This window comes from Streptomyces sp. NPDC048659 (assembly GCF_040650575.1).
Taxonomy (GTDB): Bacteria; Actinomycetota; Actinomycetes; order Streptomycetales; family Streptomycetaceae; genus Streptomyces.
Genome location: NZ_JBEZHM010000001.1, coordinates 304,733 through 318,671, shown reverse-complemented (window position 1 = coordinate 318,671; position 13,939 = coordinate 304,733). Strand labels below are relative to the sequence as shown.

Sequence of the window (13,939 nt, the reverse complement as noted above, 5' to 3'; positions counted from 1 at the left end):
GGCCGGTAGCGTATGCGCGAACAGCACACACCGCCGGACCACACACGGGTGCGGTCGGGACAGACGGAGAGGGCTGGAGTAGCTATGGAAGAGCCGCGTCGCCTCGGCGGCCGGTACGAGCTGGGCTCGGTGCTCGGCCGTGGTGGCATGGCCGAGGTGTACCTCGCGCACGACACCCGGCTCGGCCGCACCGTGGCCGTGAAGACGCTGCGGGCAGACCTCGCCCGTGATCCGTCCTTCCAGGCCCGGTTCCGCCGGGAGGCCCAGTCCGCCGCCTCGCTCAACCACCCGGCGATCGTCGCGGTCTACGACACCGGCGAGGACTACGTCGACGGTGTCTCCATCCCGTACATCGTGATGGAGTACGTGGACGGCTCGACGCTGCGTGAGCTGCTTCACTCCGGGCGCAAGCTGCTGCCCGAGCGCACGCTGGAGATGACCGTCGGCATCCTCCAGGCGCTGGAGTACTCGCACCGCGCCGGGATCGTGCACCGCGACATCAAGCCGGCGAACGTGATGCTGACCCGGACCGGTCAGGTCAAGGTCATGGACTTCGGCATCGCGCGCGCCATGGGCGACTCGGGCATGACCATGACCCAGACGTCCGCGGTGATCGGCACGGCCCAGTACCTCTCCCCGGAGCAGGCCAAGGGCGAGCAGGTCGACGCCCGGTCCGACCTGTACTCCACGGGCTGTCTGCTGTACGAGCTGCTGACGGTCCGGCCGCCGTTCATCGGCGACTCGCCGGTCGCCGTCGCGTACCAGCACGTGCGGGAGGAGCCGCAGCCGCCGAGCGTGTTCGATCCCGAGATCACGCCCGAGATGGACGCCATCGTCCTGAAGGCGCTGGTCAAGGACCCCGACTACCGCTACCAGTCCGCGGACGAGATGCGGGCCGACATCGAGGCGTGCCTCGACGGGCAGCCGGTCGCGGCGAGCGTCGCGATGGGCGCGGTCGGGTACGGGGGCGGCTACGGCGGCTACCCGGAGGACCAGCCGACGACGGCGCTGCGCCAGGCGGACCCGGCGGGCCAGACGACGATGCTGCCTCCGGTGAACGGGGCCGACGGCGGATACGGCGGGTACGACGGCTATGACGACCGTCCGGACCGGCGTCGGCAGAAGAAGTCGAACACCTCGACGATCCTGCTGATCCTGGCGGGGCTGCTGGTGCTGGTGGGCGCGATCTTCGTCGGTGTCTCGATCTTCGACAAGAAGGAAGGCGCCCAGCAGGTGCCGGTGCCGCAGTTCGTCGGCAAGACGCTGAAGGAGGCGGAGGGCCTGGCGGTCAACGCGCAGGTGAAGGTCGCGCAGACCGGCACCGAGCGCTGTGACCAGCCGAAGGGCACGATCTGCTCGCAGACGCCGGCCTACGACGCGACGGCGAAGATGAACCTGAACGAGACGATCTCCGTGGTCGTCTCGGAGGGCGCGCCGCAGATCGAGGTCCCGGACGTCGTCGAGCAGTCGCAGGCGCGCGCCGAGGACACCCTGCGCGGCAAGGGCTTCCAGGTCGTGGTGAAGACCGAGGAGTCCGACGAGGAGCCGGGCAAGGTCCTGAGCCAGAACCCCAAGGGCGGTTCGCAGGCGGAGAAGGACTCCAAGGTCACGATCACGGTGGCGAAGAAGCAGAAGTCGCAGCTTCCGGACGTCACCAGCCGTACGTACGACGTGGCGGTGCAGCAGCTCCAGGTGCTGGGCTTCACGAACGTGTCGCGGCAGGACGTGGACTCGGACCAGCCCGCGGGCACGGTCATCAGCCAGAGCCCGAACGGGAACACGGACCAGCCCAAGGACGTGCAGGTCGTGCTGAAGGTCTCCAAGGGCCCGCAGCAGCAGACGCTGCCGGTCCCGCAGGTCGTCGGCATGACGATCGACCAGGCGCGGGCGGCGCTGACGGCGCTCGGCTACCAGCTGGGGAACGTGGACGGTCCGGCGAGCGGTGACGCCCGCATCAAGGAGCAGGACCCGCAGCCCGGCACGCAGGGCCAGCCGAACCAGTCGGTCAACGTGAAGACGGAGAAGGACGGCAACGGCGGCGGCTGGTTCGGCTAGGACCCCGCGCGGTACGTGAGTAAGCCCCGGCATCCTGGATGCCGGGGCTTACGTCGTCTGCGGGGCGGGGCCTAGCGGAGTTCGGGGGGCGGGGTGCGCTTCGCGTCGACCTTCTCGGTGCGCTCCAGTTCGCCCCAGACGATGTAGCGGTAGTCCGAGGTGTACATCGGGGTGCAGGTCGTGAGGGTGATGTAGCGGCCGGGCCGGGTCTTGCCGGACTCCTTGGGGACGGGCTGGAGGACGTCCACGTTGTACTTCGTGGTCTCCGGGAGCGTCTTGTAGACCTTGTAGACGTACCAGGTGTCCTTGGACTCGAAGACGATCGAGTCGCCGTTCTTCAGTTTGTGGATGTTGTGGAACTTGGCGCCGTGTCCGTCGCGGTGCGCGGCGAGCGTGAAGTTGCCCTGCTTGTCCTGCGGCAGGGCCGACTTGATCGGGTCGGTGTAGTAGCCGGCGACGCCGTTGTTGAGGACGCCGCTGCCGGTGCCCTTCTTGACGAGGACCTCGCCGTTGGCCATGGCCGGGACGTGCAGGAAGCCGATGCCGTCCTTGGTGTCGAGCGCGCCGGGGCCGCTGTCGGCCCAGTGGTCGCGGACCTGGTCGCCGTCCTTGTCGGCGGCGCGGTCGGCGATCACGTTGGTCCACCACAGCGAGTAGACGACGAAGAGGCCGAGGACCAGGCCCGCGGTGATGAGGAGTTCGCCGAAGACGCTGATGATCCCGGCGATCCGGTTACGCGCACGTGCCACTGGGTCGTCCCGTCGAAAGTGGGTGGTCTCGTGGGGATCAGCCTACGAGCGCGGGCGGCTTCCCCTTGCTGCGCGGGCGTTCGTCGACGAGCTTTCCCCAGACGATCATGCGGTACGTGCTCGTGAACTCGGGTGTGCACGTGGTCAGGGTGATGTAGCGGCCCGGTCCGGTGAACCCGGAGCCCTTCGGGACGGGTTCGATCACCGAGACGTTCGACGGGGAGGTCTGGGGCAGGATGCTCGCCATCGCGTACGTGTAGTAGGCGTCGCGGGTCTCGACGACGATCGGGTCGCCGGGCTTGAGCTGGTTGATGTAGCGGAACGGCTCGCCGTGGGTGTTGCGGTGGCCGGCGACGGCGAAGTTGCCCTGCTTGTCGCCGGGCATCGCGGTCTTCAGCTTGCCCTCGCCGTAGTGGCCGACGAGGCCCTTGTCGAGGACCTTGGTCTTGCTGATGCCCTCGGCGATCGGCGCGACGACGTCCAGCTTGGGGATGTACATGATGGCGAAGCCCTGGCCGGGTTCGAAGGCGTCGGGCGTGCCGTCGCCCCCCGCGCCCTGCGACCAGGAGTTCTCGATCTGCTCCTTGGCCTTGTCGGTCTGCTGGCCGGCGCGGACGTTCGTCCACCACAGCTGGTAGGTGACGAAGAGCAGCATGACGACGCCGAAGGTGATGAAGAGTTCGCCGACGGCGCGGCTGAGGACGACGCCGACGCTGTCCTTGGCGGCGCGGGCGGCGCGCCGGGCCTCGACGCGGGAGAGCGGGGCGGCGGGCCCGCGCGGCGCGGCGGCGGCGGGCTCGGGGGTGCCGCGGCCCTTGCGGCGGGCGGCGCGGCGGCGCTCGGCCCGGCCGGGGCCGGGGAGCGGCGGGGTGCCGCCGTCGGGGGCGGGGGCCGCGGTGCCGGGGGCGGGCTCGGGCTCCTCGAAGACGGGCGTCCCGTAGACCGGCGTGTCGTGCACGGGCCGCGCGGTGGCCCGCCGCCCGGACGAGGGCCGGGGCGCGGGCGCGGGCTGCGGCTCGTACGGGGCCTGCGCGGGAGTAGCGGGAGTAGCGGGTGCCGCAGGCGCCGCAGGTGCCTCATAGGCGGCCTGGGCGGCCTGGGCGGGCTGCTCGTAGCCGCCGGCCGGCGCGGGCGTCGCGTACGGGCCCGTGTAGGCCCCCTGGTACGCCTCCTGGGGCGGCTGGGGGTGCTGGGGGGCCTGGTAGCCCTCCGGGCCCGGTATCGGGGCGTAGGCGCCCGTCCCGGCCTCGTACGCGGGCGGCAGGGGCCCCGCGGGGTATCCGGCGCCCGGCGGCACGTCCCCGGGCTCCTGGGGGCGCGGTTCGCCCTCCGGCACGTCCGTCGCCCGGAACCACGGCGACCCGCTCGTCACGCGACGGCCTTGCCCACCACCGGCGCGAGGCCCGCCGACCGCGCGACGGCCCCCTTGTCGCCGCACTGCTCCAGCCAGTTGGCGAGCATCAGGTGGCCGTGCTCGGTGAGCACCGACTCCGGGTGGAACTGCACGCCCTCGACGGGCAGTTCGCGGTGGCGCAGCCCCATGATGATGCCGTCCTCGGTGCGCGCGGTGACCTCGAGCTCGGCCGGCAGGGCGGCGGGCTCGGCGGCCAGCGAGTGGTAGCGGGTGGCGGTGAACGGCGAGGGCAGCCCGGCGAAGACGCCCTTGCCCTCGTGGCTGACCGGGGAGGTCTTGCCGTGCAGCAGCTCGGGCGCGCGGTCCACGACCCCGCCGTAGGCGACGGCCATCGACTGCATCCCGAGGCACACGCCGAAGACCGGCACGCCGGTGGCCGCGCAGTGGCGGACCATGTCGATGCAGACGCCGGCCTGCTCGGGCGCGCCGGGACCGGGCGACAGCAGCACGCCGTCGAAGCCGTCCTGGGCGTGGCTCAGCTCCACCTCGTCGTTGCGCAGCACCTCGCACTCGGCGCCGAGCTGGTAGAGGTACTGAACGAGGTTGAAGACGAAGCTGTCGTAGTTGTCGACGACGAGAATCCGCGCGCTCACTGGCCGTCCACCGTCACATCGTTGAACGGAAGCAGCGGCTCCGCCCAGGGGAACACGTACTGGAAGAGGACATAGACGACCGCGAGGACGAGCACGACCGAGAGCAGCGCCCTGATCCAGGCGTTGCCCGGCAGATGCCGCCAGATCCATCCGTACATGACGTCCGCCGCCCCTTCCGTTCGTTACGGGGACCAGAGTACGGGGCGCGGGGTCGCTGGGGGGTCAGCTGTCCAAAGCCTGTGGACGGCCGTCGGAAACGGGCTGGGTGGCGTCCAGGTGGGCCCAGACGACGAGGCGGTGGCTGCTGCCCCACTCGGGGTCGCAGGTGGTGAGGGTGAGGTAGCGGCCGGGCCCGTCGAAGCCGGACTTGCGGGGCACGGGGTCGATGACGCCGACATCGGTGGGGACGGTCCGGTAGGGCGCGCGGTCGATCCGGTAGGTGTACCAGGTGGTGCCGTCGGTGAGGACGACGGCGTCGCCGCGGCGCAGCCGGGGGAAGTCCTTGAAGGGGTCGCCGTAGGTGCGCCGGTGGCCGGCGACGGCGAAGTTGCCGCTTGAGCCGAGGCGGGCGGTCCCGGCGTAGTGGCCGAGGCCCTTCTTGAGGTCGCCGGTGGAGGTGCCCTCCAGGACGGGCCACTCCCAGTCGTCGCCGAGGCGGGGCACGTACATGACGGCGAAGCCCTTGCCCGGGGTGTACGGCTTCGGGGGCGCCGCCCCGCGCGGGGCGCCGCCGGTGTCCCCCGGGGGCGCCGCGGCGGCCGGGCGGTCGACCCATTCGCGCTGGAGGGTGTCGAGCTGGCCGGCGGTGGCGCTGCCCGCCTGGACGCCGGTCCAGTAGAGGACGTAGACGACGAAGAGGACGATCACGGCGCCGACGGTGACGCACAGCTCGCTGAAGGTCCGTACGGCCAGGCGCAGGGCCCGTCCGCCGGGCGGCGGCCCGGCCGGGGGCCGCACCCTCGTTCCCGCCGTCACGGGCACCCCGGCCCCCCTCCCGGTCGGCGGACCGGTCAGCTCACCGGCTTCGCGTAGTGGAGGTCCACTGTGCCCGAGTAGCCGGGAAGAGTCACCGCCTTGTGCTCGTCGACTTTCCAGCCGAGGCCGTACGCCTTCACGTACAGCTGGTAGTTCCGCAGGGCGGGGGAGTCGGCGAGGGCCTTGCTCAGGGTGCCGCGGTCGCCGACGGCGGTGATCTTGTAGGGCGGCGAGTAGACGCGGCCCTGGAGGATCAGGGTGTTGCCGACGCAGCGGACGGCGCTGGTGGAGATGAGCCGCTGGTCCATGACCCTGATGCCCTCGGCGCCGCCCTGCCACAGGGCGTTGACGACGGCCTGGAGGTCCTGCTGGTGGATGACCAGGTCGTTGGCCTGCGGCTCGGGGTAGCCGGGGGCGGCCTGGGCGTTCGGCGGGGCGTCGTCGAGGGTGACGGTGAGGCCGGTCCCGGAGGTCTCGGCGGTGCCGGCGCTCGCCTCCAGGGCGCGCAGCCGCTCGTCCTGCGCCCGGGTGGAGCCGTCGTCGCGGGCGGCGAGGGCGTCGACCTGGCGGCGCAGGGCGGCGGTGGTCTCGTCGAGGCCGGCGTTCTTGTGGCTGCGCTCCTCGATCAGGTCCGAGAGCCGCAGGAGGGAGGCGTCGGTGCGCAGATTGGTGCCCTTGGCGGTGTTGAAGCTGGTGACGAAGATCAGTCCGGCGAGGGCGAAAACGGCAGCGGTGAGCACCCGGACGGGGCGCCACCTCGTGGTTCGGCCCGGCCCTGTGGGAGTGTCGGCGGAATTGCTCAACGTACCCTGATCCCCTTCGGTGCCGCGGAACCACTACGCTAACGGACGCCCGGGGGACGCAGCGGTCCTCCTGCGTCACATCCCGGCGCCAGCCACAGTTCCCTGCGCGGTCACGCAGCGCATCGACAGGAGAGTCCCTCGTGCCGAAGTCACGGATCCGCAAGAAGGCCGACTACACGCCGCCGCCCGCCACCAGGCAGGCCGCCTCCATCAAGCTGACCAATCGCAGCTGGGTGGCGCCCGTGATGCTGGCGATGTTCGCCATCGGGCTGGTGTGGATCGTGGTCTTCTACGTCACCGACGGCACGCTGCCGATCAAGTCCATCAACAACTGGAACATCGTGGTCGGCTTCGGCTTCATCGCCGCGGGCTTCGGCGTCTCGACGCAGTGGAAGTAGCGGCTCGCCCGCCACGCGTCAAGCTCTGCCCTGAGGTTATCCACAGCGTTGTGCACAGCACTGGATAACTTACGAAGATCTGTGGATAACTCCCACGGTGTTGACGCCGGTACGACCGCGAGAACTCCGTTCGAGGATTCCCCCGCCCCCCGCCTCTGAGAGAAAACACCTGCTCAGAGGCGGGGGGCGCGGTCATGTCCAGACCAGGGTGACCACACTGCCACGCGCTGTGGATAACTCTGGGGAAAGCTTTCCCCGGGGCCCGTCCCCAGCTCTTCTGAGCCCTTCAGGCGCCCCTCGCGCTCAGGTGAGCGCCGCGGTGCGGAAGAGCACCATCCCCACGTCGAGCAGCAGCACCAGGGCACAGGCCCCGTACTGCACCAGCTCCCGCCGCTCCCGCGGCGCGTGCACCATCGCGTACGTCAGCAGCGCGCCACCCACCAGACCGCCGATGTGGGCCTCCCAGGAGATCCCCGGACGGGTGAACGTGAGCAGCAGCGAGAGCGCCACGAAGAGGAAGACCGGGCGCATGTCGTAGCGCCGCCGGCGGGCGAGCACCACCCAGGCGCCGATCAGGCCGTAGACGATGCCGGAGGCGCCGAGCGAGGGCTGGTTCGGGGCGTCGACGAGATAGACGAGCACCGAGCCGGAGAGGCCCGAGAGCAGGCAGACCAGCGCGTAGCGGACCCGGCCGAGCTCCGGCTCCACGATCCCGCCGATCACCCACAGGCCGATCATGTTGAAGAGGAAGTGCGGGATCTCCTGGTGCAGGAAGGCCGAGGTCAGCAGCCGGTACCACTGGCCGTCCGCGACGCCGACGACCTCGCCGAGCAGCGGGTTGTAGGCGTGCCCGATCATCACCAGCCGGTCCGTGAACCGGTCGCCGAGCACCTGGACCAGGATGAACAGGGCCAGGTTGACCGCGATCAGGACCTTGGTGACCAGCCGCCCGTCCGAGCGCACCCGGCCGCCCGCGAGGGTCCTGGGCCGGTTGGCGTCGGGCGCGTGACCGGTGCCGGAGCCGGTGCGCACGCAGTCGGGGCACTGGAAGCCGACGGACGCGGAGACCATGCACTGCGGGCAGATCGGCTTCTCGCAGCGCGTGCAGCGGATCCCGGTCTCGGTGTCCGGGTGGCGGTAGCAGCGCGGCAGACCGGACTGCGGGTCCATGAGGCGTCCTCCCGAGGACGAGTCGGTGGTGCGGGGACAAGGCGGGGCGGGCGGTGACGGACGGGGCCCGACGACGACGCCCCGCCCTCCTGACGGACGGGCGGGGCGCCTGGGTTCCCGTACCCGTACGACGGGACGGGTCAGCCGGTGTCAGCCGGTGTCGGCCTGAGTCAGCGGGTGCAGGCCGGAGCCCGGCCGCTGTCGGCCTGAGTCAGCGGGTCTCGACGACGACGCTCTCGATGACGACGTCCTCGACCGGGCGCTCGGTGCGCGCGTTGGTCTCGGCGGTCGCGATCGCGTCCACGACCGCCTTGCTCTCCGCGCCGACGACCTCGCCGAAGATCGTGTGCTTGCGGTTCAGCCAGGTCGTCGCGCCGACCGTGATGAAGAACTGCGAGCCGTTGGTGCCCGGACCGGCGTTGGCCATGGCCAGCAGGTAGGGCTTGTCGAAGAAGAGCTCCGGGTGGAACTCGTCGGCGAACTCGTAGCCCGGACCGCCCGTGCCGTTCCCCAGCGGGTCGCCGCCCTGGATCATGAAGCCCTTGATCACACGGTGGAAGACCGTGCCGTCGTACAGCGGCGCCGTGGTGACCTCGCCGGTCGCCGGGTGCGTCCACTCGCGCTCGCCCGTGGCCAGCTCGACGAAGTTTTTGACCGTCTTCGGAGCGTGGAACGGCAGCAGCCGAATCTCGATGTCGCCCTGGTTGGTCTTCAGAGTCGCGTACTGCTGGGGCACGATCCGCCTTCCTCCACCTCGCACCGGCGCGGCTGCGCCCGCGCTCCGATCCTCCCATGCCCCGGATGCCCGCCCCACATGCCGGAGCGCGGTCGGACAGGCATGATTCCGAAAAGGATGGAAAGGTGAAAAACCGACATCGCCACCGAGGAGGAGGAATCCTGTGACCCGCATGGACAGCGTGCGCGCCGCGACAGATTCGGCGAAGGAGAGCGTCCTGCACGCCGCGGAAGTGGTGGCGCCGTACGCGGAATCGGCCAGAGACCAGGCCGTGCTGTATGGGCGGGAGGCACGCGACAGGCTGGGCCCGAAGGTGTCGAGGGCCGCGTCGCAGGCTCGCGCTCAGGCGCGCAGGCAGTACGACTGCCATCTCGCGCCGCATGTGCCGCCGCGGGTCGACGAGGCCGCGCATCGCGCCGCGGCCGTGACCCGCAAGGCCGCCCGTCAGGCGACCGACTACACCGTGCCGCGTGTCGAGCACGCGGTCGCCGCGACCGCTCCGGTCCTCGACGAGGCCGGGTCGCGTTCGACTGCCGCCTGGGCCGCGCTGCGCGGTCAGGTGACGCCGGGGGACATCCAGAAGATCGTGCGGCAGCACGAGCGTCGGGCCAGGGCCGGACGCGTCGCCAAGGGAGTGCTGGTCCTCGGCGTGCTGACGGTCGGCGCGTTCTGCGCCTGGAGGTGGTGGGACAAGCAGGCCAATCCCGACTGGCTGGTCGAGCCGCCCGCTCCCACCGAGGTGGACGAGGAGACCGGGCTGTCGTCCGTCGACGACGGCGGTGCGTCACTCGATCCCGAGGTGGCGGCCAAGGAGGCCGACGCGGAGGCTTCGGACCGCGACGAGGAGCGTCGCTGATCGCCGGCCGTTCACCGTGCCGAGCACGGTCGGACGCGAGGGCGCGCGCGGAGGATCCCGCCGCGCCCTACGCGGCCTGCGCGACCCGGGTGGCGCGGGCGACGTTCACCGAGGGAGCCGAGGGCGCCGACGGCATCGCGGGCGCCGACAGCGCCGCGCCGGCGAGCTCGTCGGCCGGGGCGGCCGCGTCGGCGCCGGACTGGGCGGCGGCGTCACGCAGGTGACGGACGGCCGGGGAGGAACCGTGCGCCTCGGCGCCGATGCGCTGCTTGATGGTCGGCGGCAGCGCGTTGCTCCGCGCCGCACGCCACTGATGGCTCCGCTGCGCGGGTACGGAGACGGCGGGGCGCTCGGCGGCGGTCCCGGTGCCACCGGCGAGGGCCGGCTCCTCGCCCTGCTGGAGGGCGGGCTGCGGGGCGGCGGCGGCCGGGGTCGCCAGGCCGAGGGAGGCGAGCAGGGCGAAGAGGACGGAGATGAAGGCGGTCCAGAACTGCTTGACCTTGGCGGTGGCCATGACCCCTCACTTTCGTGACGTTACGGGCGTTCTCGGATGGTTCATTTCGGATTGCGCGCTTTTCGTACCTTCCTCATGATGAGGAAGGGCACCGGGATTCCCCGGAGCGACGCCGCGTCCGCGCAGTTCTTCCGATGAACACCACCCGTCCGGCTCAGCGGGCGCCGACCGCGTCCCCCTGCGCCGGGGCCGCCCCGGGCCCCGCGACCGGTCCCGCCGCCGCCCGGGAACGCTCCGCCCAGCGCACCGCGGGCCCCGTCAGCAGGCCCGTGACCAGGAAGATCCCGCCCAGGACCAGCCAGCCGGCCGCTCCCCCGCCGATCAGCAGCGTGGTGACGAGCAGCGGCCCGAGCGTCCGGGCGACCGGCACGCCGGAGCCGTAGAAGCCCTGGTACTGCCCGACCCGGCCGGCCGGCGCGAGGCCGAGCCCGATCTGCCACGACCCGGCGGAGTGGCGCATCTCGGCGACCACCTGGAGGACGGCGCCCAGCACCAGCACGGCGGCCGTCGGCCAGGGCCCGAAACCGGCGGCGGTCACCGCGAACACCGCGCACGAGGCGAGCATCACCAGGCCGGAGCGCCCGACCGCGCGGACCGCCTCGGGCAGCCCGGTCACCGAGCGGGCGGCGCGCACCTGGAAGAGCATCACCGCGCCCGTGTTGAGGACGAAGAGCGCCGACACCGTCCAGCCGGGCGCCGCCGTGCGCTGGGTGATCCACAGCGGCAGCGCCAGGCTGAGCAGCGGCAGCCGCAGCAGCAGCACCGCGTTCAACACGGTGAGCAGGGCGTACGGGCGGTCCCGCAGCACCTCCAGGCGTGCCCCGCCGGTGCTCGCCGCCCCGCTGCCGGCGAGCGCCGGGAGGAGGCGCAGGAGCAGGGCGCAGCCGAGGAAGCCGAGCGCGTCGAGGGCGAAGACGGCGAAGTAGGCGTCCCGGGTGCCGGCGTGCAGGGCGAGTCCGCCGAGCGCGGCGCCAACGGCGAGCCCGGCGTTGAGCGTGGCCTGGATCTTCGCCAGCATCCCGACCCGGGCGGCCGGCTCGACGAGCCCGGCGAGCAGGGCCTGCCGGGAGGCGGCGAGCCCGCTCTGGGCGGTGGCGTAGACGGCGGCGGCGAGCAGGAAGAGCGGGAAGGACCGGATGAACAGGAAGGAGGCGACGGCTCCCGCGGTGGCCAGGGCGAGCACCACGGAGGTGCCCCGCGGCCCCCGCCGGTCGGCGAGCCCGCCGAGCGGGACCCCGGCGATCGACCCGATGCCCCAGGCGAGGGCGAGCCCGGCGCCGATCTGGGCGGCGGAGAGCCCGACGACGAGGGAGAAGTAGAGCGCCGAGGTCACGTAGAAGGCCCCGTCCCCGACGGAGTTGCTGAGCTGGGCGAGGAGCAGCACCCGGTGGGTGCGGGCGGGATTCCCGGTGATCTTCGTCATGGACACGACGATAGTGCGGGGTGGCCCACGGCTTCTGGTCCACTTCAAGGGAAGCGAAGTGGGCCACTAGGGAGCCCGACACCCGCGCGAGACAAGGGAATTGACCGGAAATTGACCGGGAGTCGGCAGAGCACGACCGGGACCGGTCCGGAACGACGAAAAACCCCTCCCGGGCTGTGTTTCCACATCCTGGAAGGGGTGTACGCGTGGAGCCTAGGGGAGTCGAACCCCTGACATCTGCCATGCAAAGACAGCGCTCTACCAACTGAGCTAAGGCCCCGGAACGACACCAGAGTACCGGGTCGGAGGCCGTATCCCGCAAAAAGATGGGGACTCCCCGACGGCGACCACTCTCCGTAAGATGCTGATCGAGGTTCGCAGTGGCGAACCGCAGGGATGGGGAGAAGTGATGGATACAGCGCAGCAGGAAGCCACGGCCAGAGCCCGGGAGCTTCAGCGCAGTTGGTACGGGGAGCCGCTGGGGGCGCTCTTCCGTCGGCTGATCGACGATCTCGGGCTGAACCAGGCCAGGCTCGCGGCCGTGCTCGGACTGTCGGCGCCCATGCTCTCCCAGCTGATGAGCGGCCAGCGGGCCAAGATCGGCAACCCCGCGGTCGTGCAGCGCGTCCAGGCCCTCCAGGAGCTCGCCGGCCAGGTCGCCGACGGCAGCGTCAGCGCCGCCGAGGCCACCGACCGGATGGACGAGATCAAGAAGTCCCAGGGCGGCTCCGTGCTGACCGCCACCGGCCAGGCCACCACCGGCGCGGGGGCGCCCACGGTCCGCCGGGTCGTCCGCGAGATCCAGTCCCTGCTCCGCTCGGTCTCCGCGGCCGGCGACATCATCGACGCGGCGGACTCCCTCGCCCCGGCCCACCCCGAACTGGCAGAGTTCCTCCGGGTGTACGGCGCCGGGCGCACCGCGGACGCGGTCGCGCACTACGAGGCGCACCAGAACTGACGCCGGACGGCGGGGGCCGCGTCGGCAGGGGGGCGGGCGCGGCGCGATGGGTGAGGTCTTCGCCGGTCGGTACGAACTGATCGACCCGATCGGCAGGGGCGGGGTGGGGGCGGTCTGGCGCGCCTGGGACCACCGGCGGCGCCGGTACGTGGCGGCCAAGGTGCTCCAGCAGAGCGACGCCCACACCCTCCTGCGCTTCGTCCGCGAGCAGGCGCTCCGGATCGACCACCCGCACGTCCTGGCCCCGGCCAGCTGGGCCGCCGACGACGACCAGGTCCTCTTCACGATGGACCTGGCCGCGGGCGGCTCGCTGGCCCGGCTGATCGGGGACTACGGCGCCCTGCCGCCCCGGTTCGTGTGCGTCCTGCTCGACCAGCTGCTGGCCGGTCTCGCCGCGGTGCACGCGGAGGGGGTGGTGCACCGGGACATCAAGCCGGCCAACATCCTGCTGGACCCGACCGGGACGGGACGGCCGCATCTGCGGCTCTCCGACTTCGGCATCTCGATGCGCAAGGGCGAGCCCCGGCTCACCGAGACGGACCATGTGATGGGCACACCCGGCTACTTCGCGCCCGAGCAGCTCCGGGGCGCCGAACCGGACTTCCCCGCCGACCTGTTCGCCGTCGGGCTGGTCGCGCTCCACCTGCTCCAGGGCCGCAAGCCGGACGGCCCGGCCCTGGTGGAGTACTTCCTGGCGCACGGCACCCCGGGCGCCCCCCAGGGCATCCCGGAGCCCCTGTGGCAGGTGCTGGCCGGGCTGCTCCAGCCGGACCCCCAGGCCCGCTTCCGGACCGCCACGGGCGCGCGCAAGGCGCTGGGCGCGGCGGTGGAGCTGCTGCCCGAGCCGGCGGCCGCCGAGCCGGTCGAGGTCTTCGACCAGCTCGGCCCGCTGCCCGCCGGCTTCGGCCCGACGGGCCCGGAGCCCAGCCACGAGCCGGCCCCCGGCGCCGTACGCGAGCCCCGCCCCGTACGCGAGCCCGGCCCCGTACCGCGACCCACCGCCGTACCCGAACCGGCCCCCGCCGACCCACCCGCCACCCCGGCCACCACCGGCTTCCACCTGGCCCCGCCGCACCCCCTGCCGCCCACGCGGCCGGTGACCGCCCCCGCGTACGCCCCGGCTCACGGCCCGGCCCCGGATGCCCCCGACACCCCCGCGCGCCGCCCGCTGCCGCCCGCGAAGGTGGCCGTCCCGGTGCTGTGCGCGGCGCTGCTCTGCTTCGCCGTGGGGATCTGGGCGCTGCTCGCGGCCTAGCGACGCCGGCGGGACGCTCCGGACCCCGCCCGATTCGCGA

15 protein-coding genes and 1 tRNA gene are annotated in these 13,939 nt (G+C 72.2%); 5 read left to right on the top strand and 11 right to left on the bottom strand.

Annotated elements, in window-relative coordinates; all coding sequences use genetic code 11:
• The first annotated feature begins 84 nt into the window (after positions 1-84).
• Positions 85-2,055 carry a Stk1 family PASTA domain-containing Ser/Thr kinase gene (gene pknB / locus AB0C99_RS01535; RefSeq protein ID WP_362468053.1) on the top strand — a complete coding sequence of 657 codons (1,971 nt, stop codon included), beginning with the start codon at positions 85-87 and terminating at the stop codon, positions 2,053-2,055.
• Positions 2,056-2,126: 71 nt separating this feature from the next.
• Here pknB and AB0C99_RS01530 read toward each other — a convergent pair whose 3' ends face one another.
• The 6 genes from AB0C99_RS01530 to AB0C99_RS01505 form a co-directional block, all read right to left on the bottom strand.
• Positions 2,127-2,804 (bottom strand): class E sortase, encoded by a 678-nt coding sequence (locus AB0C99_RS01530; protein ID WP_362468051.1) that lies wholly within the window; start codon positions 2,802-2,804, stop codon positions 2,127-2,129.
• Positions 2,805-2,841: 37 nt separating this feature from the next.
• A complete protein-coding gene (locus AB0C99_RS01525) occupies positions 2,842-4,176 on the bottom strand; it encodes a class E sortase (RefSeq protein ID WP_362468049.1) in 1,335 nt (444 codons plus the stop codon).
• Positions 4,173-4,811, bottom strand: a complete 639-nt coding sequence (locus AB0C99_RS01520) for an aminodeoxychorismate/anthranilate synthase component II (RefSeq protein WP_362468047.1) — start codon at positions 4,809-4,811, stop codon at positions 4,173-4,175. Before AB0C99_RS01520 ends, AB0C99_RS01525 begins: the two co-directional genes overlap by 4 nt.
• Complete coding sequence (locus tag AB0C99_RS01515; RefSeq protein ID WP_362468045.1) at positions 4,808-4,969, bottom strand: hypothetical protein; 162 nt, start codon at positions 4,967-4,969, stop codon at positions 4,808-4,810. The genes AB0C99_RS01520 and AB0C99_RS01515 overlap by 4 nt, the downstream gene beginning before the upstream one ends.
• A gap of 64 nt (positions 4,970-5,033) precedes the next feature.
• On the bottom strand, positions 5,034-5,729 hold the full coding sequence (locus AB0C99_RS01510; RefSeq protein ID WP_362468111.1) for a class E sortase: 696 nt from the start codon (positions 5,727-5,729) through the stop codon (positions 5,034-5,036).
• A gap of 92 nt (positions 5,730-5,821) precedes the next feature.
• Positions 5,822-6,589, bottom strand: coding sequence for a DUF881 domain-containing protein (locus AB0C99_RS01505; RefSeq protein WP_362468043.1), 768 nt, complete (start codon positions 6,587-6,589; stop codon positions 5,822-5,824).
• Between the two features lie 140 nt (positions 6,590-6,729).
• Here AB0C99_RS01505 and crgA point away from each other — a divergent pair, with 140 nt between their 5' ends.
• The gene (gene crgA / locus AB0C99_RS01500) at positions 6,730-6,987 is read left to right on the top strand and encodes a cell division protein CrgA (protein WP_362468041.1); all 258 of its coding nucleotides are present in this window, start codon (positions 6,730-6,732) and stop codon (positions 6,985-6,987) included.
• Between the two features lie 303 nt (positions 6,988-7,290).
• Here the strand turns inward: crgA and AB0C99_RS01495 are convergent, their stop codons facing one another.
• Positions 7,291-8,157: a rhomboid family intramembrane serine protease gene (locus AB0C99_RS01495; protein WP_362468039.1), complete on the bottom strand. Its 867-nt coding sequence runs from the start codon at positions 8,155-8,157 to the stop codon at positions 7,291-7,293.
• A 211-nt stretch (positions 8,158-8,368) separates the two neighbouring features.
• A complete protein-coding gene (locus AB0C99_RS01490) occupies positions 8,369-8,896 on the bottom strand; it encodes a peptidylprolyl isomerase (protein ID WP_362468109.1) in 528 nt (175 codons plus the stop codon).
• A 160-nt stretch (positions 8,897-9,056) separates the two neighbouring features.
• Between AB0C99_RS01490 and AB0C99_RS01485 the strand changes: the two genes are divergently transcribed.
• Positions 9,057-9,749 (top strand): DUF5324 family protein, encoded by a 693-nt coding sequence (locus AB0C99_RS01485; protein WP_362468037.1) that lies wholly within the window; start codon positions 9,057-9,059, stop codon positions 9,747-9,749.
• Positions 9,750-9,816: 67 nt separating this feature from the next.
• On the opposite strand, the gene AB0C99_RS01480 is transcribed toward AB0C99_RS01485, so the two are convergent.
• The 3 genes from AB0C99_RS01480 to AB0C99_RS01470 form a co-directional block, all read right to left on the bottom strand.
• Positions 9,817-10,263, bottom strand: coding sequence for a DUF6344 domain-containing protein (locus AB0C99_RS01480; RefSeq protein WP_362468035.1), 447 nt, complete (start codon positions 10,261-10,263; stop codon positions 9,817-9,819).
• A gap of 154 nt (positions 10,264-10,417) precedes the next feature.
• Positions 10,418-11,686 carry an MFS transporter gene (locus AB0C99_RS01475; protein WP_362468033.1) on the bottom strand — a complete coding sequence of 423 codons (1,269 nt, stop codon included), beginning with the start codon at positions 11,684-11,686 and terminating at the stop codon, positions 10,418-10,420.
• Between the two features lie 207 nt (positions 11,687-11,893).
• Positions 11,894-11,966, bottom strand: a tRNA-Ala gene (locus tag AB0C99_RS01470).
• Positions 11,967-12,095: 129 nt separating this feature from the next.
• Between AB0C99_RS01470 and AB0C99_RS01465 the strand changes: the two genes are divergently transcribed.
• Together AB0C99_RS01465 and AB0C99_RS01460 are read left to right on the top strand one after the other, a co-directional pair.
• Positions 12,096-12,644, top strand: a complete 549-nt coding sequence (locus tag AB0C99_RS01465; protein ID WP_362468032.1) for a DNA-binding protein — start codon at positions 12,096-12,098, stop codon at positions 12,642-12,644.
• 46 nt (positions 12,645-12,690) lie between these two features.
• Entirely contained in the window at positions 12,691-13,899 is a 1,209-nt protein-coding gene (locus AB0C99_RS01460; RefSeq protein WP_362468030.1) for a serine/threonine-protein kinase, read from the top strand.
• The last annotated feature ends 40 nt before the right edge of the window (positions 13,900-13,939 follow it).